The sequence below is a fragment of the Pseudoxanthomonas kaohsiungensis genome, assembly GCF_010211765.1.
Taxonomy (GTDB): domain Bacteria; phylum Pseudomonadota; class Gammaproteobacteria; order Xanthomonadales; family Xanthomonadaceae; genus Pseudoxanthomonas; species Pseudoxanthomonas kaohsiungensis.
This window is the reverse complement of record NZ_PDWO01000008.1, coordinates 152,152-174,246: the sequence shown is the minus strand read 5'-3', so window position 1 is coordinate 174,246 and position 22,095 is coordinate 152,152. Positions and strand designations below refer to the sequence as shown.

The window sequence follows — 22,095 nt, the reverse complement described above, 5'->3', positions numbered from 1 at the left end:
CCGTGGGTGCGTTGCTCTCGTAGAGCGGGGCTCGCCCCGCTGCGCTCCGTCGCCGGAATGAATGGTGGGTGGCATTCGGCCGCGTCGGGTCGCCCATGAGGATGGGCTCCTACAGCAACGACACGATCCGCCCGGCACCACCGCCTCTCCTTGCGACCCCGACGCAACCATGACCGCACCGCCGCGCCCCAGCGGCCCCGACGCAACCGCCGCCGTTGGCCCTGCCCCTGGCGCTCCCCCTGCAGGCATCCGGGGAAGGAGAAAAAGCGCCCGGATCCTTGCCGCGGGCGCCATCGATCCAGTATCATGCGCGGCCTTGTCGGGGTGTAGCTCAGGCTGGTAGAGCGCTACGTTCGGGACGTAGAGGTCGCAGGTTCGAATCCTGTCTCCCCGACCATTGATACAAGCGGTACAGCAGAAGACCGGCCTTGCGCCGGTCTTCGCTTTTTCCGGTCCGTGACCCCTGCACGGGACCGGACCATGCCTCCCCCACCGGCAGCCGATGACGCCTCGCATGCCCGCGCACGAACCCCACGCCCGCCTGCCCGGCCGCGCGCTGGTGCTCGCCGGCATCCTGCTGTCGGCGTTCAACCTGCGCACCGCGGTCACCTCGCTGACCCCGCTGCTGGACCGGCTCGGCGACGACTTCGGCTTCGGCCCGACCTTCGCCGGCCTGCTCGGCATGGTTCCCACCGCCGCGTTCGCCGTCGCCGGCGTCGGCACGCCGCGGCTGGCCCATCGCCTGGGCCTGGAGCGCACTGCGATCCTGTCGATGGGCCTGGCCGCGGCCGGCCTGCTCTGGCGCTCGCTGGCCGGCGGCAGCGCGGGCCTGCTGGTCGCCTCGGCGGTGGCCCTGCTCGGCATGGGCATCGGCAACGTGATCCTGCCGCCGCTGGTCAAGCGCTATTTCCCCGACCGGGTGGGCCCGGTCAGCAGCCTGTACATCACCGTGCTGCAGGTCGGCACCATCCTGCCGGCGCTGCTGGCGGTGCCGCTGGCCGACGCGGCCGGCTGGCGGATCTCGATGGGCGCGTGGACGCTGCTGGCCGTCGCCGCGATCCTGCCGTGGCTGGGCGTGCTGCGGATCGAGCGGCGCGCCGGCAGCGCCCTGGCCGCGCTGCACGACCGGGCCGTAGTGCCCGGTGACGAAGCGCCGGAGCTGGCGGCCCCGCCGGCGCGCGGACGGGTCTGGCGCACCAGCCTCGGCTGGGGCCTGGCGCTGATGTTCGGCATGACCTCGCTGGTCACCTACGCCATGTTCACCTGGCTGCCCAAGCTGCTGGTCGAGGCCGGGGCCAGCCCCGCGTTCGGCGGCACCATGCTGGCGCTGTTCTCGGCGCTGGGCCTGGTCGGCGCGCTGGCGATGCCCACCCTAGCGGCGCGGATGCGCAATCCGCTGCCGATCGCGCTGTTCTGCGCGGCCTGCCACCTATCCGCCTTCGCCGGCCTGCTGTGGGCGCCGATGGCCGCGCCGCTGCTGTGGGTGACGCTGCTCGGCCTGGGCCCGAGCACCTTCCCGCTGGTGCTGACCCTGATCAACCTGCGCACGCGCACGCCCGCCGGCTCGGCCGCGCTGTCGGGGTTCGCGCAGGGCCTGGGCTACGCGCTCAGCTGCCTGGGGCCGCTGCTGTTCGGCTGGCTGCACGAGCGCAGCCACGGCTGGGGGGCGCCGTTCGCGTTCCTGGCGCTGTGCGTGGCGGTGATGGTCGCCGGCGCGTGGCTGGCCTGCCGGCCGGGATACCTCGAAGAGCGCTGGTAGGCACCGTCGCCTGCGCGACACCCCGCATGTAGGAGCCCATCTTCATGGGCGACCCGATGTCCTCCCCGTTTGCGCTGTCGAACGCACCAGACCCCATGCATTCCCGGGTCGCCCATGAGGATGGGCTCCTACAAACGCACCAGGCCCATGCATTCCCGGGTCGCCCATGAGGGTGGGTTCCTATAAGGGTGGCGGCAGGGTGTACCCGGTTGGCCGACCGGAAGATGCCGGGCGGCGTGCCGGGTCGGGCCGGCGGACAATGCGGCGTTACAGCAGGTCCGGATGCCGGACCTGGCCCTCGCCGTGGACCACGAAGCGTTCCACCGTCAGCGCTTCCAGCCCCATCGGGCCATAGGAATGCAGGCGCGTGGTCGAGATCCCGATCTCAGCGCCCAGGCCCAGTTCGCCGCCGTCGGAGAAGCGCGAGGACGCGTTGACCATCACCACCGCCGAGCGCAGCGAGTCGACGAACCGGCGTGCGGCGGCCTCGTCCGTGGTGGCGATGACTTCGGTATGGTCGGAGGTGTAACGGCGCACGTGGTCGATCGCCTGCGCCAGGTCGTCGACGACGCGCACGGCGATGACCAAGTCGAGGAACTCGGCTGCATAGTCGTCCTCGCTCGCCGGCGCGGCGTCGGGCAGCAGCACCCGGGTCGCCGCGTCGCCGCGGATCTCGACCCTGCGCGCGCGCAGCGCCGCGCCGGCCGCGGGCAGGAACCGCGCCGCGACGTCGGCGTGCACCAGCAGCGTCTCCAGCGCATTGCACACGCCCGGCCGCGAGGCCTTGCCGTCGAGCAGCAGCCGCAGCGCCAGCTCCAGGTCGGCGGCGCGGTCCACGTACAGGTGGCACACGCCCTTGTAGTGCTTGATCACCGGCACGCGCGCGTGCTCGGCGACGAACCGGATCAGGCCCTCGCCACCGCGCGGGATGGCCAGGTCGACGATGTCGGTGAGTTGCAGCAGCTCGAGCATGGTCTCGCGGCGCAGGTCGGTGACCAGGGTGAGCACGGCCGGGTCCAGGCCCGCCTCGCCGATGGCCCGCTGCAGGGACGCGGCGATCGCGGTGTTGGAGTGGATCGCCTCCGAGCCGCCGCGCAGGATCACGCCGTTGCCCGCCTTGATGCACAGCGCCGCCGCGTCGGCGGTCACGTTCGGGCGCGCCTCGTAGATCATGGCGATCACGCCCAGCGGCACGCGCACGCGCTCGACCCGGATGCCGTTGGGGCGGGTCTCGCGGCGAGTGACCTGGCCGACCGGGTCCGGCAGCGCGGCGACCTCGCGCAGCGCCCTGGCGATGCCGGCCAGGCGCGCGGGATCCAGGGTCAGGCGATCGAGCATCGCACCGCCCGTGCCGCGTGCGCGGGCGGCCTCGAGGTCGCGCGCGTTGGCGGCGAGGATGGCGTCGGCGTCGTCCTCCAGCGCCCGCGCCATCGACTCGAGCAACGCGTCCTTGGCCACGCTGTCCAGCTGCGCGAGCGCCTGCGCGGCGTCGCGGCAACGCAGTGCCTGTTCCCTGATTCCGCTGGCTTCGGTCATTGCCTTTCCCCTCGCGTTCCGGCCGGGCCGGAAGATGTGGATCGATTGTAGGCAGGCGGCTGCCGCTTTGTAGGAGCCGATTTATCGGCGACACGGGCGTCGGGATAACAGGTGCGTCGCCTGTGCCCAAGGCGTCGTGTCGCCGATAAATCGACTCCTACAACAGCACCAGGTCGTCGCGGTGGATCACGTTGCCGCCGTAGTTGTAGCCCAGCACCGCCTCGATCTCGCGCGAATGGCGGCGCGCGATGCGGCGCACGTCGATCGCCGAGTACTGGCTGATGCCGCGGGCGACCCGGCGCTCGCCGTCCTCGTCGCGCAGCACGACCTCGACCATGTCGCCGCGGCGGAAGTCGCCGTCGGCGGCGACGATCCCGCCCGGCAGCAGCGAGGCGCCCTTCTGCACCAGCGCCGCGGCGGCGCCGGCGTCGACCACGATCGCGCCCGGCTCCACCGGCGCGTGCCGCAGCCAGTACTTGCGCGCGGCGATCCGGCTGCGCGCGGCGCGGATGCGGGTGCCTTCGAGCCGGTCCTGGCCCAGTGCGCGGACCACGTCGGCGCGGCGGCCGTTGAACAGGATCGTGTCGATGCCGGCGGCCCCGGCCTTGGACGCCGCTTCCAGCTTGGTGCGCATGCCGCCGGTGCCGACCTCGCTGCCGCTGCCACTGGCCATGGCCAGCACCTCCGGGGTCAGCTCGCTCACCTCGGGCACCAGGTTGGCCAGCGGATGGGTGCGCGGATTGGCGTCGAACAGGCCATCGATGTCAGTGGCGATGAACAGCACCTCGGCATCGATCAGCACGGCGACGATCGCCGCCAGGTTGTCGTTGTCGCCGAGCTTGAGCTCGTCCACCGAGACCGTGTCGTTCTCGTTGACCACCGGCAGCGCGCCCAACCGCAGCAGTTCGTTGAGCGTGGCCCGCGCGTTGAGGTAGCGGCGGCGGTTGCGCAGGTCGTCGTGGGTCAGCAGCACCTGCGCGACCGGGCGCTCGAAGAAGCGCTGCCACAGGCCGATCAGCTGCGCCTGGCCGAGCGCGGCCAGCGCCTGCCGCGCGGCGATCGCCGCGCCGGCTTCCTCGACGCGGGGCAGGATCGCCCTTCCGGCGGCGACCGCGCCGGAGGACACGATCACCACTTCGCGGCCGGCGGCCTGGCTGGCCGACACGAACTGGGCCAGCCCCAGCGCGAAGCGCGGCGACAGCCCGCCGCCGTCGGCGGCCAGCAGGCTGCTGCCGACCTTAAGCACCGCCCGCCGCCACGGCGGCAGGACCTGTACGTTCCGGGTAGCGGCGTGGTCGGCGGGATCGGCGTTCATGCGCTCAGATTGCGCTCCAGGCGCGAGTGTTCCATTCGTGCACCGTGAGGTCGGAACTGCCGGTCGTGGCCAGTGGGTCGGTGGCGGCGATCGCCTGCGCATCGGCGAGGCTGGCCACGTTCTCCAGCACGTAGGCGCCGCCGCTGCGGTCGGCGAAGCCGCCGGTCATGGCCAGCTGGCCGCGCGCGCGCAGCTCCTCCAGCCAGGCCAGGTGCGGCGCCACCACTGACTCGTCGAACTGCGGCCGGCGCATCGCCAGCACCAGGTAACGCGTCGTCGTGCTCACAGGGCCTCCCAGCGGGTGCGCAGTTCGTCCAGGCGCAGGTCGGCGGCCGAACCGGGCGACACGCGCGCGGCCAGGCTGCCTTCCGGCGTACGCCCCTGCCCGGCCGAATCGGCCGACGCGGCGGCGGCCTTGTAGGCCTCGCGGAACGGCACGCCGGCGACGGCCGCCTCCACCGCCACGTCGGTAGCGTACATGCCCGAATCGATCGCCGCGCGCAGCCCGTCCTCGCGCCATTCCAGGTTGGCCAGCAGCGCCGGCAGCAGTTCCAGCGCGGCCAGGCCACGGCCGAAGCCGTGGAAGATCGCGCCCTTGGAGGCCTGCAGGTCGCGGTGGTAGCCCGACGGCAGCGACAGCAGCTGTTCGATCTCGGTGCGCGCGGCCGCCACGCTGGCATGGGTGGCGCGCATCAGCTCGATCACGTCCGGGTTGCGCTTGTTGGGCATGATCGAGCTGCCGGTGGTGTACTGCGCCGGCAGCGCGACGAAGCCGAACTCGGCGCTGGTGAACAGCGACAGGTCCCAGGCGATGCGGCGCAGGTCCAGGGTCGCGCTGCCCAGCGCCTCCAGCGCGGCCAGCTCGAACTTGCCGCGCGACAGCTGCGCGTAGACCGGCGATACCTGCATCCGCGCGAAATCCAGCGCGGCGGTGGTGTGCCCGCGGTCCAGCTTGAGGTTGACGCCGTAGCCGGCGGCGGTGCCCAGCGGGTTGGCATCGACCAGCTTCAGCGTGTCGGCCGCGCGCACGGCGTCGTCGATGAAGGCTTCGGCCCAGCCGGCCCACCACATGCCGGCCGAGGACACCACGGCGCGCTGGATGTGTGTATAGCCGGGTACCGGCAGCGCCGCTTCGGCCTGGGCGCGATCGAGGGCAACCTTGGCGATCTCGCGCGACAAGGTAGCCACCCGCGCGAGCTTCTCCTTCAGCCACAGTCGCGTGGCGACCAGGACCTGGTCGTTGCGGCTGCGGCCGGTGTGGATCTTGCGGCCGGCGTCGCCCAGGCGCTGGGTCAGCCGCGCCTCGATCGCCGAGTGGCCGTCCTCGTAGGATTCGTCCAGCACGAACGCACCGGAACGGAAGTCGTCGGCCAGGATCGCCAGTTCACGCTCCAGGCCTTCCAGCTCGCCCTGGGAGAGGATGCCGATGCGCTGCAGCCCCTGCGCGTGCGCGCGGCTGGCGGCGATGTCATGCAGGAAGAACTCGCGGTCCAGGATCACGTCGTCGCCGGCCAGGAAGCGCTGGATCTGCGCATCCACCGCCACGCCGGGCTTCTGCCACAACAGGTCTGCCACGGGTTACTCCTCCACCGGGATCGACGCCAGCTCGTCGAAGCCCAGCGCGATGTTGATGTTCTGCATGGCCTGGGTGGCCGCGCCCTTGAGCAGGTTGTCCAGCGTGGCCACCACCACCAGGCGCTTGCCGCCCGGGGCCACGGTGAAGCCGCCGATCTCCACGCCGTGGCGGCCGGCGATCCGGCTCACCCAAGGCGCCGGCTCGACCACGTCCACCAGCGGCTCGCCGGCATAGCGCTGCTCGTAGCGCGCACGGACCCAGTCCACGGTGACCGGTTCGCGCAGCCAGAGGTTGGCGGTCAGGGTGATGCCGCGGAAGTGCGGCGCCACGTGCGGCATGAACTCCACCGGCACGCCCAGCTGCGCGGAGACCTCGCGCTCGTGCAGGTGGTCGGCCAACGAGTACGGCATCAGGTTGTCGCGCAGCAGCTCGATGTTGTTCTTGTCCGAGGGCGTGGTGCCGGCGCCGGAATAGCCGGACACGCCGAAGCACTGCGGCGGGCCGGCCAGGTACTCGAGCATCGGCCAGATCGCCAGCTGCATCGCGGTGGCGTAGCAGCCCGGGTTGCTGATCCGCTTCTGGCCGGTATAGCGGCCGCGGGTGATCTCCGGCAGGCCGTAGTACCAGGCCGGGTCGAAACGGTGGTCGGCCGACAGGTCCACGACCAGCGTCTGCGGCGCGGCCGCGTCGATCGCGGCCACGATCTCGGCGGACTTGCCGTTGGGCAATGCCAGCACCACCACGTCCGCGCCCTTGGCCGCGACCTGCTCATGGCTGACATTCTCGTAGCGCAGTTCGCCGCGGTAGGCGTCGTTGTGGTCGGCCACGCGCTGGCCGGCCAGCTCGCGCGAGGACACGAACGCCAGTTCCAGTCCCGGATGCGCGTCGACCAGCCGGATCAGTTCGGCGCCGGTGTGGCCGCGCGCGCCGACGATGCCCAGGGTCTTCTTCGTCGTCATGGTCGCTCCTCAGCCCAGCAGGGTCGGTTGGCGGATGGCGCAATGGGCCACGCAGCGTTCGATCCGGTCGAAGCCGTCGATGCCGTACCAGAACACCTTCCACTTCTCCTGCTTGATGCAGCCGTCGGACTCGGCGTAGTAGAAGATGTTGACCTGGTTGTGGTGGCGCGAACGCCAGAACAGGCCCGGCGTCTCCTCGCGCATCACGTTCCACACCGCCCGGCCCAGGCCTTCGCCCTGCGCGTCGTCGAGCACGGCGAACTTGTCCAGGTAGACGCCTTCCGGGGTGTCGACCAGGATCACCGCGGCGCGGTAGTTCTCGCTGACGTAGGCCCGCAGCAGCGGCGTGCGTTCGAAGTAGTCCGGCAGCAGCTGGCGGCCGAAGCTGGATTCAATCAGGGTCCTGAGCGCCGGCAGGTCGAGCTGGTCCCAGGAGGTGGCACGCTGCACCTTCTCGCCGCGGCGCACCAGCGTGCCCGAACCCTTGTGGGTGAACAGCTCCTTGGCCAGGTCCGCCGGGCGGGTGATGGAGACCGACGAGGTCAGCGGCAGGCGGTCGAGCAGGTCCTTGATCTGCTGGATCTTCACCCGCATGCCGCCGTTGATCCACGGCTGCTGCATCAGGTGCTCGAACTCGGTGGACAGGTTGATCGAATCGATCACCTTGCCCTCTTCGTCCAGCAGGCCGCCGGTGCCGGTGAGGAAGATGATCTTGTACGGCTGCAGCACCTGCACCAGCTCGTTGGCCGAGAAGTCGGCGTTGACGTTGAGGATCTGCCCGCCGGCGGTCTCGCCGAGGCTGGCGATCACCGGGATCGAGCCGGCCTGCAGGCTGGCCTCGATCGGCGCCAGGTTCACCGCCTGCACCTCGCCGACCAGGCCGTAGGTGTCGCGGTCCAGGTACCGGGCCTCGAACACGCCGCCGGTGATCGAGGTGGCGCGCGCGCCGGCCTGCTGCAGCGCCTCGACCAGCTGCAGGTTGGAGGCCTGGAACACCCGGCGCACGATCGCCAGCGCCTCGGGCGTGGTCACGCGCAGGCCGTTGACGGTCTTCTTCTCGATCCCGGCCTTCGAGAGCTCCTCGTCCAGCTGCGGGCCGGCGCCGTGCACCACGATCGGGGTCAGGCCCACTTCCTGCAGGAAGGTCAGTGAAGAGGTCAGCGACTCCAGGTCGTCGCGCAGCACCGCGCCGCCGACCTTGACCACGGCGAAGCGCTTGGCGTCCAGCTGCGAGAAGCGCTTGAGGTACTGGCTGATCTCCTTCGCGCTGGCCATGCTCGAGAGCAGGCGCACGATGGTCTGGCGGGTCTGGGTCTGGGTCGCGGGAACGTTCACGTAGGTCGGGTCTGCCGGGGATGTCGTGGGAGATGGGGAAAGGCGTGGATCAGCGCCCGCCGTTGATGATCGTGTCGACCGACTCGGCGTAGCGCTGCAGCTGCGCCAGCGTCACGAACTCGTCGGCGGTATGGGCCTGGGCGATGTCGCCCGGGCCGTACACCAGGGCGGTGTAGCCGCCGGCGGAGAACAGCGAGGCCTCGGTCCAGAAGTCGACGGCGTTGCCGATCGGCAGCTCCAGCGCGTCGGCGACGTCGCGCGCGGCCAGGCGCCGCTCCTCCGCGCGGGCGATGTCTCCGGAGGGCAGGCTCGGCCCGCGGAACGTCTCCTCGAAATGCGCGGCCGCCGGTTCGGCGAAACCGGCGAAGGTCGCCAGCAGCTGGTCGATGTCCATCGAAGGCAATGGACGGAAACCGAAACGCAGCTCGGCCGCCGGCGCGATCATGTTGGCCTTGATCCCGCCCTCGATGCGGCCGATGTTGAAGCGCAGCCCGGTCAGCCCGCCGAAGCGCGCATGCGCCAGCGACTGCACGTGGTCCAACGCGCGATCGCCCCAGCGCACCGCCTGGTGCAGCGCACTGGCGGCGGCATCCTGCTGGCCGGAGGCGTGGCCGGCGCGGCCCGTGAACCGCATCAGCACCGAGGAGATGCCACGGTGGGCCAGCACCGCCTCGCCCATGGTCGGCTCGGCCACGAGCACTGCCTCGTACGGAATTCCGCGCGCCAGGAACGCGGCGATGCAGCGCGGATCGTTGGCCTCCTCGTCGGAGGAGAACAGGAAAGCGGCGTCGCCGTCGCCGGCGTTGGCCGCGGCCACCAGCGCGGCCGCCGCGCCCTTGATGTCGCACACGCCCAGGCCGACCACGCGGTCGTCCAGCCGGCGCATCACGTGCGGGTCTGCGCTCCAGTGCGGGGAGTCCGGGACCGTGTCCAGGTGCACGTTGAACAGGTACTTCGGCGTGCCGCGCACCGCGTACAGGCTGACCGCGCCGGCGCCGTGGTCGATCACCTCGACATTGAAACCCGGCAGGTTCGCGCGCAGGTAGCCGAACATCCCGCCCTCGGCGGCGATGGCACGCGGCGGATTGCGGGTGTCGAAGGACACCAGCTTGTCCAGGTGCGCGAGGGTGGCGTCGAGCAGGTCGGTCATGGTCGGTGCGATGCGGCAGCGTTCTGGTGGGACGGGTCGGGTCAGGCCGCGGCAGGCGCGGTGCGGTAAGGATCGGGGTGGACGATTTCCATCAGCTTGCCGGGCCTGGCGGCCTCGAAGCCGAACCCGGCGTACAGGCCATGCGCATCGGAGGTGGCCAGCATGAGCCGGCGCAGACCCTGCAGTTGCGGATGCGCCAGCATCGCCGCGACCAGCGTACGGCCATGGCCATGGCCGCGATGGGCCGGCAGCACGAATACGTCGGCCAGGTAGCCGAAGGTGGCCGAATCGGTGACGACGCGACCGAAGGCCACCTGCCCGGCGCCCTCCAGGTAGCCACCGAAGCACAGCGACCCGGCGATGGCGCGCTCGACCACGTCGCGCGGGATGCCTCGGCTCCAGTACGCGTCTTCGGCGAGGAACCGGTGGACCATGCCGACGTCCAGCTCGCCGCGGTCGGTACTGATGCGCAATGCGTCCATGGGCCTAGAGCTTCCTGGCGTACTCGACGAAGCCGGTGTCGCGCTCCCAGCCTTCGCTGGCATAGAGCGACTGGGCCGACGTGTTGTCCAGCGCGGTCGACAGGACCAGCTTCACCGCCCCGCGCGAACGCGCGTCGTCGGCGGCCCTGCGCAACAGCGCACGGGCCACGCCGACGCCGCGTGCGGCCTGGTCGACGAACAGGTCGTTGAGGATCTCGATCGGCGCGGTACCCACCGAAGTGAACGACGGATACAGCTGGACGAAGCCGAGCGCGCCGCCCCGGGCATCCATCGCCAGGAGCAGGTGCGAATCGCCACGCTCCAGCCGCTCGCGCAGGAACGCGCCGGCACGCACCGGATCGGACGGCTGCCCGTAAAACACACGGTAGCCGTCGAACAGCGCGGCCAGCGCCGGCAGGTCGTCCAGGCCGGCGTTGCGCACCTCGAAGCTGGCGGTCGCCTCGCTCACCGGGTCATCGCCTCAGCGGTTGACCTCGGCCCACAGGGTGCTGCTCATGCCGAACAGCTTGATGAAGCCCTCGGCCTCCTCCACGCCCCAGTCGGCCGACTGCGCGTAGGTCGCGCCCTTGGCGTTGAGGATGTGCGGCGAACGGATCGCCACCGCGTCCACGCGGCCGCCGCGGGTTTCCAGCACCACCTCGCCGTTGACCTGCGACTGCGAGGTCGCCAGGAACGCTTCCAGGTCGGCCTTGAGCGGATCGTGGTAGAAGCCTTCGTAGACCAGCTCCACCCACTTGCGCGCCACCTCCGGCTTGAAGCGGTTCTGCTGCTTGCTCAGCACCGCCTCTTCCAGCGCGCGGTGCGCCGCCAGCAGCGCGGTGATGCCCGGCGCCTCGAACACGATCCGGCCCTTCAGGCCGATCACGGTGTCGCCGGTATACATGCCGCGGCCGACGCCGTACTGGGCGAACATGGTGTTGAGCCTGGCCAGGATCTTCGCGCCCTCGAGCGGCTTGCCGTCCAGTTCCACCGCCTCGCCGTTGACGAACTTCAGGGTGACCTGCAGCGGCTCGGCCGGCCAGGCCGCGCGCGGCGCGCACCAGCCGCGGGCGCCCTCGCCCGGGGCCTCCCACTTGTCGATCTCGCCGCCGGACATGGTCACGCCGAGCAGGTTCTCGTTGATCGTGTAGCTCTTCTGCTTGGCCCGCACTTCGAAGCCGCGTTCCTCCAGGTACTTCTGCTCGTAGGCGCGGGTCTGCGTGTGCTGCTTCTGGATCTCGCGGATCGGCGCCACGATGCGGTAGTCGCCCTGCGCCTTGACCGCCAGGTCGAAGCGCACCTGGTCGTTGCCCATGCCGGTGCAGCCGTGGGCGATCGCATTGGTGCCCAGTTCGGCCGCGCGCGCCAGCGCCGCATCGACGATCAGGTAGCGGTCTGAAACCAGCAGCGGATACTGGCCCTGGTAGCCCTCGCCGGCCCAGACGAACGGCTTGACGAAGCCACTCCAGATCGCCTCGCCGCCATCGACGGTCACGTGGCTGGCCACGCCCAGCTCGGTCGCGCGCGCTTCGATGAAGGCGCGCTCCTCGGCGTCGACCCCGCCGGTGTCGGCGAAGACGGTGTGCACGTTCCAGCCCTGCTCCTTCAGGTAGGGGACGCAGAAGCTGGTATCCAGGCCGCCGGAGAAGGCCAGGACGATGTCGCGGGAGGTGTTCGGGCTGCTCATTGGGGTGTTTCCGTGGGGTACGTGGACAGGGAAGCGGGATCAGGGAACCAGCGCGGCCATCACCGCCTTCTGCACGTGCAGGCGGTTCTCGGCCTCGTCGACGGCGATACAGTTGGGCGAATCCATCACCGCGTCGGTCGCTTTCACGTTGCGGCGCAGCGGCAGGCAGTGCGAGAACACGCCGTTGTTGGTCAGGGCCATCTTGGCCTCGTCGACGATAAAGTGCTTGTACCGGTCGCGGATGGGTTTTTCCGGCTCCCAGTTGCCGAAGTAAGGCAGCGCGCCCCAGCTCTTGGCGTAGACGACGTCGGCACCGGCGTAGGCGGACTGGATGTCGTGGCTGACCAGAAACGAACCGCCGCTTTCGGCGACGTTGTCCTTCGCCCAGCCGATGTAGCGCTCGTCGAGCACGTACTCGGGCGTCGGGCACAGCAGGGTCACGTCCATGCCCAGGCGGGTGGCGATGGTCAGCGCGGAATTGGCCACCGCGGTGTTCAGCGGCTTGGGGTGGTAGGTCCAGGTCAGCACGTACTTCTTGCCGCGCAGGTCGGAGGTCCCGAAGTGCTCCTGCAGCGCCAGCGCGTGGGCCAGCTCCTGGCACGGATGGGTGATCGTCTCCATGTTGATCACCGGCACGGTCGAGTACTTCGCGAACGCCTTGAGCACGTGGTCCTCGCGGTCGTAGCGCCAGTCCTTGAACTTCGGGAACGCGCGCACGCCGATCAGGTCCACGTAGCGGGCCAGCACGCGGGCCACTTCGGCGATGTGCTCCTCGGTATCGCCGTCCATCACCGTGCCCAGGTCGAACTCGATCGGCCAGGCATCCTTGCCGGGCTGCAGCACGATGGCGTGGCCGCCGAGCTGGAACGCGCCCAGCTCGAAGCTGGTGCGGGTGCGCATGGACGGGTTGAAGAACACCAGCGCGATCGACTTGCCCTTGAGCTCGCCGCCGAGCTTGTTGCGCTTGAACAGCGCGGCCTGGGTCAGCAGCGCGTCCAGCTCCGGACGGCTCCAGTCCTGGGTGTTGAGGAAGTGCTTGAGCGGCATCGATCGTTCCCTTGCGGTGGTGGATGCCCGGTGGCCGGGCCTGGCTGCTGCGGTTTTCTTGCGACTGAAACTTTTGCCGGCCCGGAAACGAAAAAACCCAGCCGGGGGCTGGGTTTTCCGAACGGACAGCACGACGCCCCGGTCACCCAGCGGAAATGTGGGATTCCGGTCGACGCGCGCGCGAGGTCATCCCGGAGGCCATCCGGGCGGCGCTTGCGGCGTGCGGCTGCAGGTCGGTATTCATGGGTCGGGCATGGTCGCACGCGTGCTGGCGGGCGCGCAAGCGTGCGGCGGCCGAGCCGCCGGACTGCCGCGGACTCAGGGGGTCGCCGGCAACGGCGCGTCCGCTTCCCAGGGCGTGACCGAGACGCGGATGCGAAGGCGGTTGCCCGGGTCTTCGGCCAGGCGCGACCGGTACTTGGTGCCCTTGTAGACGTAGTCGACGTCGTAGGCGATCGGCCGCTGGAACTGGCGATCGACCTGGACCAGCCGGCAGTTGCGCGGCGGCACGGGCGCAGGCGCCGCGGGCGGGGCTTCTTTCTCGTCGGTGAACATGCCCTTGACCGAGTCGAACATGCGCGTGAACACCCCCGGGTCCTTCGGTTCGCCGGCCGGCTGCTCCTTGGCGGCCGGCGCCGGCTCGTCGCAGCGTTCCTCGGTGCGCGAGGCGCGCAGGGTCTGGTAGACCGGCTCCACGCGCAGCACCTGCGCGTACTCGATCTTGACGTTCTCGGCGGGGACCACGCGGATACGGCCGTCGTCCCGGCCCTCGCCCGCTTCCTGCGCCAGGGCCGGCGGCAGGACGCAGCAGGCCGTGCACAGCAGTGTCAACTCCAGCAAGCGGCGCATCGGGTCCGGTGACGACATAGTCCAGCGCACAGTGTAGGCGAGGCGGCTTGCAGCCCGCTGAACCGTGCCCGTGCGCCGCATCGCCTGCCGGCCCGGACCGGCAGGCATGCCCGGGCACGCTAGAATCCACGGCCCGCCCGTCTCGCCGCCCGTGCCGATGCCCTTGCGCCTGTACAACAGCCTCTCCCGCCAGGTCGAGGCCTTCGAGCCGCTCGATCCGGCCTGCCCGACCATGTATGTCTGCGGGCCGACGGTCTACAACTACGTGCACATCGGCAACGCGCGGGGCCCGGTCGTGTTCGGCGTGCTGGCCGCGCTGCTGCGCCGGCGCCATGGCGCCCTGCGCTACGCCCGCAACATCACCGACGTGGACGACAAGATCAACGCCGCCGCCGCCGAGCAGGGCGTGCCGATCTCGGCGATCACCGGTCGCTTCGCCGCCGCCTACCGCGAGGACATGGCGGCGCTGGGCGTGGTGGCCCCGGACATCGAGCCGGAAGTCACCACCCACATGCCACAGATCGTGGCGATGATCGCGCAGCTGGTGGACTCCGGCCATGCCTACGCGGCCGAAGGCCACGTGCTGTTCTCGGTCGCCAGCTTCCCGCAGTACGGCCAGCTCTCCCGCCGCGATCCGGAGGAGATGCTCGCCGGTGCGCGGGTCGAAGTGGCCCCGTACAAGCGCGATCCGGGCGACTTCGTCCTCTGGAAGCCCTCCACCGGCGACCTGCCCGGCTGGGATTCGCCCTGGGGCCGCGGCCGTCCGGGCTGGCACATCGAGTGCTCGGCCATGGCCGCCGCGCACCTGGGCGAGACCATCGACATCCACGCCGGCGGCATCGACCTGCAGTTCCCGCACCACGAGAACGAGATCGCGCAGAGCCAATGCGCGCACGGCGGCGCGGTGTTCGCCCGCTTCTGGCTGCACAACGGCATGCTCAACTTCGGCGGCGCCAAGATGAGCAAGTCGCTGGGCAACATCGAGAAGGTCCACGACCTGGTGCGCCGGCACCCGCCCGAGGCGCTGCGCTACGCCCTGCTGTCGGCCCATTACCGGCAGCCGCTGGACTGGTCGGATGCGCTGATCGAAAGCTCCATCAACACGCTGGACCGCCTTTACGGCACGCTGCGGGACTGCGACGCGCTGGGACTTCCCAGCATTCCGCGTGGCGCAGGTGATCCGGAGCTCCAGGACGGGAAGATACCCGCGGAGATCGAGGCTGCACTGGACGATGACCTGAATACGCCGAAGGCCCTCTCCGTCCTGGCGGGCTTTGGCGCAGCAGCACGCCAGCTTCGAACCGAACTGGCGCATGCAGGCGGCCAGCCCGACCCGGATCGCATCAGGGAACTGGCAGCCCTGGCGGGCAAGCTGCGCGCGGCCGGGCTGGCCTTGGGGCTGCTCCAGCAAGACCCAGGCACCTGGTTCAACCGCGGCGCCTCCGACGAGGACGACGCGCGCATCCAGGCGCTGGTCGACGAGCGTGCCACGGCGAAGAAGGCGCGCGATTTCGCCCGCGCCGATGCGATCCGCGACCAGCTCGCCGCCGAAGGCATCCTGCTCGAAGACACGCCGCAGGGCGTACGCTGGAAGCGCGGCTGACGGACCTGCAGGAGCCCAGCTTGCTGGCGACGCGGGCGTTGGAACCATGCAGGCGTCGCCTGGCCCATGACCGTCGCGTCGCGGGCGCTTCCCACGGACGCATGTCCGGTCTCCCCGGCTCCTGCAAGTAGAACGCAACCACCAGAACTGCCCCCACGCAGACCCGACCCCATGACCGATAGCCCCTTCCCGCTCGAACCCACCGCCGCGCAGGCCCAGGCCGCGATCAAGGAGGAGTTCGCGTTCTTCGCCGACTGGTCCGAGCGCTACCAGTACCTGATCGACCTGGGCCGCAAGCTGCCGCCGTTCCCCGACGCGTGGAAGACCGAGGAGCACCGGCTGCTGGGTTGCCAGTCACTGGTCTGGATCGTGCCGCAGGGCGATGCGCAGCGCCTGGACTTCCACGCCATCAGCGACTCGGCGATCGTCTCGGGCCTCATCTTCCTGGCGCTGCGGGTCTACTCGGGCCGCTCGGCCGCCGAGATCCTGGCCACCGAACCGGACTACATCGCCGACATCGGCCTGGCCAGGCACCTGTCGCCGACCCGCAGCAACGGCCTCGCCGCGCTGCTGGCCTTCATCCGCGACACCGCGCGCCGCCAGGCCTGAGGTGGATGCCGCACCCGGCCCGGTAGCGACTTCGCCGCTGCGCGAGCCCGGCTATCGCGTCCTGCTCGGCTACCGCCTGTGCGCGATCCTGTCCTACCAGATCGTCGCGGTCACCGTCGGCTGGCACGTCTACGAGCTGACCCGCAATCCGTTCGCGCTGGGCCTGGTCGGCCTGGCCGAGGTGGTGCCGTACATCGGCATGGCGCTGTTCGCCGGCTACCTGGTCGACCACCTGCCCAAGCGCCGCCTGGGCGCGCTGGCCTGCGCCGGGCTGGCCAGCACCGCGCTGCTGCTCGCCGCCATCTCGGCCGGCCACCTGGCGCCGGGCCGGACCTGGCCGATCTATGCGGCGATCGTGCTGACCGGGCTGGTGCGCTCGTTCCTGACGCCGGTCTACACCGCACTGTTCGCCCAGGTGCTTCGCCGCGAGCAGTTCGCGCGCGGCGCCAGCATCGGCAGCATCGCCTTCCAGACCGCCCTGGTCTGCGGCCCGGCACTGGGCGGGTTGACGGTCGGCTGGGCCGGCAAGACCGCCGCCTACGCATTGGCCGCGGTGCTCGCGCTGGCCGCCGGGGCGGTACTGCTATGGCTGCGGGTGGCCGAACCGCGCGCCGACGGACCGCGCGCGCCGGTATTCGCCAGCATCGGCGTGGGCCTGCGCTTCGTGTTCAACAACCAGATCATGCTCGCCGCCCAGGCGCTGGACCTGTTCGCGGTGCTGTTCGGCGGCGCGATCTCGCTGGCGCCGGCGTTCATCACCGAAATCCTGCATTACGGCCCGGAAGGCCTGGGCATCCTGCGCGGTGCGCCGGCGCTGGGCGCGGTGGCGGTGGGCATCGTGATGGCTCGGCGTCCACCGGGCCGCCATGCCGGGCGGCTGCTGTTGTGGGCGGTGGCCGGGTTCGGTGTGTGCATCATCGGCTTCGGCCTGTCGCGGCACTTCTGGCTGTCGGCGCTGTTCCTGCTGATGTCGGGCATCTGCGACGGCGTATCGGTGGTGCTGCGCTCGACGATCATGCAGCTGGTCACGCCCGACGGCATGCGCGGTCGGGTGGCGTCGATCAATGGCATCTTCATCGGATCGTCCAACGAGCTGGGCGCGTTCTATGCCGGATCCATGGCGCGGCTGCTCGGCCTGGTGCCGGCGGTGGTCCTCGGTGGCTTCGTCACGTTGGGCGTGGTCGGCGTCACCGCGCTCAAGGCGCCGCGCCTGCGGCGGCTGGACCTGCGGAACCTGTAGGAGCCGATTCATCGGCGACACGAGCGCCTGGACTACGAGGGAGTCGCCTGAGCCGACGGCGTCGGGTCGCCGACGAATCGGCTCCCGCAAGGTGGCATGCTGCGGCAGCAATGCAGAAAGCACGAAGCCCGCCGGTGGGCGGGCTTCGCGGATCGCCTGGCAGCGGCGGCCGGCGCTTATTCGCCCTGCTGCTTCTGCAGGTGCTCCCAGCGTTCCTGCGCGTCGATCGTGCGCTCGGCGGTGAGGCGCGCCTCCAGGCGTTCCAGGCCGATTTCCTCGCCGGTGTCGACGCAGTAGCCGTAGTCGCCCGCTTCAAGGCGCTTGAGCGTGCTGTCGATCTTGCCGATCAGCTTGCGGTAGCGGTCGCGGGTGCGCAGCTCCAGCGAGTTCTCCGTCTCGCGGGTGGCGCGCTCGGCCTCGTCGCCGATGTCGCGCACTTCGTCCTTGAGGTTCTCGATGGTCTGCTTGGATTCCTCCACCAGGTCGCCGCGCCACTGCAGCAACCGCTGGCGGAAGTATTCCTGCTGGAGGGGGCTCATGTATTCCTCGTCCGCCGTCGGGCGGTAACCCTTCGGCAGCAGCGGGCTTGGCAGCCGGCCTGGATGCCGGCTTGCTGGCGGATTTGGGCGCCGGCGCCTTCTTGGCGGGCGCGGTCTTGGCGGGAACCTTCTTGGCCGGCGCCTTGGCGACCTTCTTGGCCGCCTTGGCGACCGGCTTGGCCGGAGCCTTCACCGCCTTCTTCGCCGCCGGCTTGGGCGCGGGCTTCTTGGCGGGCTTGGCTGCCGCGGCGGTCTTGCCGCCCTTCTGCGGAGTCTTGGCAGCGGGCTTCTTGGCGACAGCCTTCTTGGCGACAGCCTTCTTGGCGGGAGCAGCGGGCTTCTTGGCCGGCTTGACGGCCTTCTTCACGGGTTTCTTGGCAGCCACGTACGAAGGTTCCTCTCTGAGGTTTTTCCCGTTCCCGGGAAAGCGGGCCTTTATAGCTCACGGCACCGGACCGGGCAACCTTATACGCCCACGGGTATCATGAGCGGGTGATCGACCGCATGCTCATCCTGCTGCTGCGCGGCTACAAGCGCTTCATCAGTCCCCTGCTCGGCCCGCGCTGCCGCTTCGTGCCCAGTTGCTCGGAGTACGCGATGCAGGCCATCGGCCGGTACGGCGCCTGGCACGGCGCTTGGCTGGCGGCGCGGCGGCTGGCGCGATGCCACCCGCTGCATCCCGGCGGCGTCGATCCGGTGCCGGAAAAGCCCGGCCACTCCCCTTCCTGCTCCTGCACGGGACACCATCGATGACCACCCTGATTACCAACGCCCGCCTGGTCAACGAAGGCCGCCAGTTCGACGGCGACCTGCGCATCGAGAACGGGCGCATCGCCGCGATCGGCAGCGGCCTGCAGGCACGCGCCGGCGAGAAGGTGGTGGACGCCGCCGGCCGCTGGCTGCTGCCGGGCATGATCGACGACCAGGTCCATTTCCGCGAACCGGGACTGACCCACAAGGGCGACATCGCCAGCGAGTCGGCGGCCGCCGTGGCCGGTGGCCTGACCAGCTTCATGGACATGCCCAACACCAACCCGCCCACGCTCGACGCGGCGGCGCTGGAAGCCAAGTACGCCCTGGCCAGGGGCCGCGCCTGGGGCAACCACGGCTTCTACCTGGGCGCGAGCAACGACAACCTCGAGGCGGTGCGCACGCTCGACCCCAAGTCCGCCCCGGGGATCAAGGTGTTCATGGGTGCCTCCACCGGCAACATGCTGGTCGACAATCCCGAGACCCTGGACGGCATCTTCCGCGAGGCGCCGACGCCGATCATCACCCATTGCGAGGACACGCCGACCATCGACCGCACCCTCGCCGAGTTCAAGGCGAAGTACGGCGAGGATGGCCTGACCCCGGAGATGCACCCGGACATCCGCTCGCGCGAGGCCTGCATCAAGTCGACCCGCCTGGCGCTGTCGCTGGCGCGCAAGCACGGCACGCGCCTGCACGTGCTGCACATCTCCACCACCGACGAACTGGCCCTGTTCCAGCGCGGCCCGCTGGTCCACCCCGATGGTGCGCGCAAGCGCATCACCGCCGAGACCTGCGTGCACTTCCTGCGCTTCGACCGCGCCGACTACGCGCGGCTGGGCAACCTGATCAAGTGCAACCCGGCGATCAAGGACGCCTCCGATCGCGAGGCGCTGATCAAGGCGCTGGTCGACGACGTGATCGACGTGCTGGCCACCGACCACGCGCCGCACACGCTGGAAGAGAAGCAGAAGCCGTTCCTGCAGGCGCCCTCGGGCCTGCCGCTGGTGCAGTACGCGCTGCTGGCGGCGATCGAGCTGGTCCACGAGAAGCGCATGGACATCACCCGCGTCGTGCAGAAGACCGCCCACGCGCCGGCGCAGCTGTTCGACGTCAAGGAGCGCGGTTACCTGCGCGAAGGCTACTGGGCCGACCTGGTCCTGGTCGACGACGAGCCGCTGACGGTGCGCCGCGAGGACGTGCTGTCCAAGTGTGGCTGGTCGCCGTTCGAGGGCACGACGTTCCGTTCCCGGATCGGTGCGACCTGGGTCAACGGCCGGCTGGTCTGGAACGGCCGCGAACTGATCGGCACGCCGGCCGGCCAGCGGCTGGAATTCGACCGCTGATGGCGGGCACGCGCCGCGCCGGCAGCCTGCTGGCGCTCGCCCTGCTCGCCGCCTCCCTGCCCCGCCCCGCGGCCGCGCAGGCCGACGATCGCGTGGTGTTCCCCGCCAGCGCGCCGCAGGGCGCGATGGTGCTCGGCAAGGTCCCGCCGGGCAGCCGGGTGGAGTACGCCCGGCGCACGCTGCGCACGACCGGCTATGGCACCGTGGTGTTCGGCATCGGCCGCGACGAGGCCGGACCGGTCACGGTCACGGTGGTGCGCCCGGACGGCAGCCGCAGCGAGGCGAGCATTGCCGTCAGCGCGCGCGACTGGCCGGTGCAGCGCGTCGACGGCGTGCCGCCGAAGACGGTCGATCCACCGCCGGAGATCGCCGAACGCATCCGCCGCGAGCAGGCGCAGGTCGTGGCCGCGCGCGCGCGCGACGACGACCGCGCCGACTTCGCCCAGCGCTTCGCCTGGCCCTTGCAGGGGCGGGTCAGCGGCCGCTTCGGCAACCAGCGGGTCTACAACGGCAAGCCGGGTTCGCCGCATTCGGGCATGGATATCGCCGCACCCACCGGGACCCCGGTGAAGGCGCCGGCCGCCGGCGTGGTCACCTTCGCCGCGCCGGACCTGTACCTGACCGGCGGCACCGTGCTGCTGGACCACGGCTTCGGCATCAGCTCGAACTTCCTGCACCTGTCGCGGATCGACGTGAAGGTGGGGGACCGCATCGCGCAGGGGCAGACGATCGGAGCGGTCGGCGCGACCGGCCGGGCGACGGGGCCGCACCTGCACTGGGGGATGAACTGGTTCGATGTCCGCATCGATCCGTTGCTGGTGCTCGAGCGCCCGTAACAACAGCGCGGGCAACCTGCCGACGCAGCGCGCGGCGGCGCGTTCGTCCCTCCAGGCGGTTCATCGGCATCGGGGCGCGGTTCGACGTCCGCATCGACCCGCTGCTGGTGCTGGAGCGCCCGTAACAAACGCACCGGCAACCCACCGACGCAGCGCGCGGCGGCGCGTTTTCCATCCAGGCGGTTCATCCGCATCGTGGCGCGGTTCGACGTCCGCATCGACCCGCTGCTGGTGCTGGAGCGCCCGTAACAAACGCACCGGCAACCCATCGACGCGCGCGCGGCGGCGCGTTTTCCATCCAGGCGGTTCGTCCGCATCGTGGCGCGGTTCGACGTCCGCATCGACCTGGTGGCGGTACGGATACGTCCGTAGAGCCGGGCTTGCCCGGCTGCTTCCGTACGACACCGGCCAGGAGCAGCGGGGCAAGCCCCGCTCTACGTGGGGTGCAGGCGGCGGATCAGGGTGTCGGGCCGCGACCGCTCACGCTGGCCACCGCGTCGTGCGGATGCAGGCTTTCGAAGTGCGAAACGGTGGCCTCGTAGCGCTCGATCCGCGGGTCGGCCGACAGCACCGAGGCCACGCGACGGGCCGCATCCTCGCAGAACATCAGGTTGGCCGCATTGAGCATGGCGAAGGCCTGTTCGTCCTCGCGCTTGACCGCCGTCTGCACCGGCGTGCCCAGCGAGGCTTCCAGCGCGTCGACCAGCGCCACCAGCGGCAGCTCGTCGAACTGCGGGCGCAGCTCCACTCTCACCTTGGCCTCGCTGCGCTGCGCGTGCGGGGTGGCGGCCATGCCGCGCTCGGAGGCCAGCCAGTCGCGGACCACGCCGGTGGAGATGGGATGGGCGCCAGCGAAGTCCTCGGCGAAGCGTTCGGCATTGGCCTGCCGCGACAGCGCCGCCGAGCATGGGCAGGTGCTGGAGTACTCGACGCCGAAGCCGAGCACCAGCTTGAGGTGGCCGTTTTCCAGCAGCGCCTCGATCTGGACCGGGTAGCGCTTCCATCCGGCATTGTCGCTGCGCAGCGCGCGGCGCAATAGCAGCGCCTCGTAGCGCAGCCGCAGCCGCGCGCTGCCGGACAGGCCAGCCTGCGAATCGATGCTGGCCTGCAGGACGTGGCGCAGGCCGGCCGGGGTGACCTCGTGGCGCGCGAGCTCTTCCTGCAGGCGCATGTACAGCCGCGACATGTGGATGCCGCGCTCGCCGGCCTGCTTCAGGTCGACCGACAGGTCGACCTGCGCGGCGACCTGGACATGCCCGCCGGCGCCGTCGGAGACGCGCACGGGAATGGCGATGCCTTCCATGCCGACCCAGTCCAGCGGCCGCGCCAGGGTGGCGGGCTGTTGGGCGACGTCGGGCAACGAGGCGGCGTGGGAACCGGAGGCGGGAACGGACATGGACTTTGGCTTGCGCAGGATCGGGGGGAGTGGCGCCGATCCGCGAACCGGCGATGCGGCTTGCGGAACGAGCCTCTGGAA

The 22,095-nt window shown here is 70.5% G+C and carries 20 protein-coding genes, 1 tRNA gene and 1 pseudogene; 8 read left to right on the top strand and 14 right to left on the bottom strand.

Features of this window, described 5'->3' with window-relative positions; translation table 11 throughout:
• Positions 1–320: 320 nt before the first annotated feature.
• A tRNA-Pro gene (locus CSC66_RS10550) sits at positions 321–397 on the top strand.
• 144 nt (positions 398–541) lie between these two features.
• Complete coding sequence (locus tag CSC66_RS10545; RefSeq protein WP_162377367.1) at positions 542–1,759, top strand: CynX/NimT family MFS transporter; 1,218 nt, start codon at positions 542–544, stop codon at positions 1,757–1,759.
• 267 nt (positions 1,760–2,026) lie between these two features.
• Here the strand turns inward: CSC66_RS10545 and CSC66_RS10540 are convergent, their stop codons facing one another.
• The 12 genes from CSC66_RS10540 to CSC66_RS10485 all read right to left on the bottom strand — a co-directional run bounded on the left by CSC66_RS10540 (position 2,027) and on the right by CSC66_RS10485 (position 13,695).
• Entirely contained in the window at positions 2,027–3,295 is a 1,269-nt protein-coding gene (locus tag CSC66_RS10540) for a glutamate-5-semialdehyde dehydrogenase (RefSeq protein WP_162377346.1), read from the bottom strand.
• A gap of 157 nt (positions 3,296–3,452) precedes the next feature.
• Entirely contained in the window at positions 3,453–4,610 is a 1,158-nt protein-coding gene (gene proB / locus CSC66_RS10535) for a glutamate 5-kinase (protein WP_162377345.1), read from the bottom strand.
• Positions 4,611–4,614: 4 nt separating this feature from the next.
• Positions 4,615–4,896, bottom strand: a complete 282-nt coding sequence (locus tag CSC66_RS10530; protein WP_274381862.1) for a YciI family protein — start codon at positions 4,894–4,896, stop codon at positions 4,615–4,617.
• Positions 4,893–6,185 carry an argininosuccinate lyase gene (gene argH, locus CSC66_RS10525; protein WP_162377344.1) on the bottom strand — a complete coding sequence of 431 codons (1,293 nt, stop codon included), beginning with the start codon at positions 6,183–6,185 and terminating at the stop codon, positions 4,893–4,895. The genes CSC66_RS10530 and argH overlap by 4 nt, the downstream gene beginning before the upstream one ends.
• 3 nt (positions 6,186–6,188) lie before the next feature.
• Positions 6,189–7,145, bottom strand: a complete 957-nt coding sequence (gene argC / locus CSC66_RS10520; protein ID WP_162377343.1) for an N-acetyl-gamma-glutamyl-phosphate reductase — start codon at positions 7,143–7,145, stop codon at positions 6,189–6,191.
• Between the two features lie 9 nt (positions 7,146–7,154).
• Complete coding sequence (locus CSC66_RS10515; RefSeq protein WP_162377342.1) at positions 7,155–8,480, bottom strand: acetylglutamate kinase; 1,326 nt, start codon at positions 8,478–8,480, stop codon at positions 7,155–7,157.
• A gap of 49 nt (positions 8,481–8,529) precedes the next feature.
• Entirely contained in the window at positions 8,530–9,630 is a 1,101-nt protein-coding gene (locus CSC66_RS10510) for an acetylornithine deacetylase (protein WP_162377341.1), read from the bottom strand.
• Between the two features lie 41 nt (positions 9,631–9,671).
• A complete protein-coding gene (locus CSC66_RS10505; protein ID WP_162377340.1) occupies positions 9,672–10,112 on the bottom strand; it encodes a GNAT family N-acetyltransferase in 441 nt (146 codons plus the stop codon).
• Between the two features lie 4 nt (positions 10,113–10,116).
• Positions 10,117–10,581, bottom strand: a complete 465-nt coding sequence (locus tag CSC66_RS10500; protein ID WP_162377339.1) for a GNAT family N-acetyltransferase — start codon at positions 10,579–10,581, stop codon at positions 10,117–10,119.
• A 12-nt stretch (positions 10,582–10,593) separates the two neighbouring features.
• Positions 10,594–11,799: an argininosuccinate synthase gene (locus CSC66_RS10495; protein ID WP_162377338.1), complete on the bottom strand. Its 1,206-nt coding sequence runs from the start codon at positions 11,797–11,799 to the stop codon at positions 10,594–10,596.
• A gap of 39 nt (positions 11,800–11,838) precedes the next feature.
• Positions 11,839–12,846 (bottom strand): N-acetylornithine carbamoyltransferase, encoded by a 1,008-nt coding sequence (locus CSC66_RS10490; protein ID WP_162377337.1) that lies wholly within the window; start codon positions 12,844–12,846, stop codon positions 11,839–11,841.
• Between the two features lie 318 nt (positions 12,847–13,164).
• Positions 13,165–13,695, bottom strand: a complete 531-nt coding sequence (locus CSC66_RS10485; protein WP_162377336.1) for a hypothetical protein — start codon at positions 13,693–13,695, stop codon at positions 13,165–13,167.
• A gap of 157 nt (positions 13,696–13,852) precedes the next feature.
• Between CSC66_RS10485 and cysS the strand changes: the two genes are divergently transcribed.
• From cysS to CSC66_RS10470, 3 genes are all read left to right on the top strand, one after another.
• Positions 13,853–15,298 (top strand): cysteine--tRNA ligase, encoded by a 1,446-nt coding sequence (cysS, locus tag CSC66_RS10480; RefSeq protein WP_162377335.1) that lies wholly within the window; start codon positions 13,853–13,855, stop codon positions 15,296–15,298.
• Between the two features lie 171 nt (positions 15,299–15,469).
• A complete protein-coding gene (locus tag CSC66_RS10475) occupies positions 15,470–15,907 on the top strand; it encodes a SufE family protein (RefSeq protein ID WP_162377334.1) in 438 nt (145 codons plus the stop codon).
• 1 nt (position 15,908) lies between these two features.
• Entirely contained in the window at positions 15,909–17,147 is a 1,239-nt protein-coding gene (locus CSC66_RS10470) for an MFS transporter (protein WP_162377333.1), read from the top strand.
• Positions 17,148–17,323: 176 nt separating this feature from the next.
• On the opposite strand, the pseudogene dksA reads toward CSC66_RS10470, so the two are convergent.
• Positions 17,324–18,068, bottom strand: a pseudogene (dksA, locus tag CSC66_RS17735) (RNA polymerase-binding protein DksA); the annotation flags it as partial.
• A gap of 122 nt (positions 18,069–18,190) precedes the next feature.
• Here dksA and yidD point away from each other — a divergent pair.
• Genes yidD through CSC66_RS10445 form a run of 3 tightly spaced genes read left to right on the top strand, consistent with a single transcriptional unit; the run spans position 18,191 to position 20,618 of the window.
• Complete coding sequence (gene yidD / locus CSC66_RS10455) at positions 18,191–18,439, top strand: membrane protein insertion efficiency factor YidD (protein ID WP_162377332.1); 249 nt, start codon at positions 18,191–18,193, stop codon at positions 18,437–18,439.
• Positions 18,436–19,782 carry a dihydroorotase gene (locus tag CSC66_RS10450; protein ID WP_162377331.1) on the top strand — a complete coding sequence of 449 codons (1,347 nt, stop codon included), beginning with the start codon at positions 18,436–18,438 and terminating at the stop codon, positions 19,780–19,782. Before yidD ends, CSC66_RS10450 begins: the two co-directional genes overlap by 4 nt.
• Positions 19,782–20,618 (top strand): M23 family metallopeptidase, encoded by an 837-nt coding sequence (locus CSC66_RS10445; protein ID WP_162377330.1) that lies wholly within the window; start codon positions 19,782–19,784, stop codon positions 20,616–20,618. The genes CSC66_RS10450 and CSC66_RS10445 overlap by 1 nt, the downstream gene beginning before the upstream one ends.
• A 457-nt stretch (positions 20,619–21,075) precedes the next feature.
• Here the strand turns inward: CSC66_RS10445 and folE2 are convergent, their stop codons facing one another.
• On the bottom strand, positions 21,076–22,014 hold the full coding sequence (gene folE2, locus CSC66_RS10440) for a GTP cyclohydrolase FolE2 (protein ID WP_162377329.1): 939 nt from the start codon (positions 22,012–22,014) through the stop codon (positions 21,076–21,078).
• Positions 22,015–22,095: the final 81 nt, after the last annotated feature.